Genomic DNA, 726 nt, shown 5'->3' on the forward strand with positions numbered 1-726 from the left:
CAACTTGATAAGTGGCTGGCCGATGAGCTTATCGTTCCCTGCGCCAATCAGCCAGAGTACTATGTTGGCCGAGAGCGAAACTCCAGCATCACGCGCCACATTGCTAAAGACCTGAACATTCACTTTTCCACCCGGGTTTGTCGCCTCGAAAAGGAACGTGAGCTTTGGCAGGTTTACACTGAATCACCTACTGGCGAGCAGCTGTTCTGCACAGCAGAGCACATTGTAATCGCAACGCCACCTCAACAAGCTTACGACCTATTACCCAAAGGCAATAGTCTCTGCCCTCTAATCGAGCACATTAAAATGGAACCACAATGGGTACTTCTCTTGGCCGTTCGTAGCAGTACAGAACTAAAAATAGATTCTGCACAGCACCCAAATATTAAGTCAATTTCGCCAGAGCACGTTAAACGAGGTGCTAAGCCAGACGATTCAGTGCAGTACTATCAAGTCCAAGCTGGCGAAGAGTGGAGCCAAGAAACAATTAATTGGGAACGAACACGCGTTGAAAGCTATCTATTGAGTGAGTTCGAAGCACTATGCGAACAAAAAATAGATATCATCGTTTCACACTTACATCGCTGGCTATATTCTCTGCCGAGTAATACCCCCATCGACAATAAAGAGAACTACCTTACATGTAGTGAAAAAATACACCTCAGTGGAGACTATCTTGCCACGAATCAATCCCGCCACGGACTTGAGTGCGCCTATTTAAGTGGC

Annotated in this window: 1 protein-coding gene; it reads left to right on the forward strand. The window is 46.6% G+C overall.

The features are described 5' to 3' along the window. A partial coding sequence (locus A3763_RS28075; protein ID WP_068759906.1) for a hypothetical protein occupies positions 1-726 on the forward strand: 726 nt, incomplete at both ends.

It is taken from the genome of Oleiphilus sp. HI0128, from assembly GCF_001635365.1.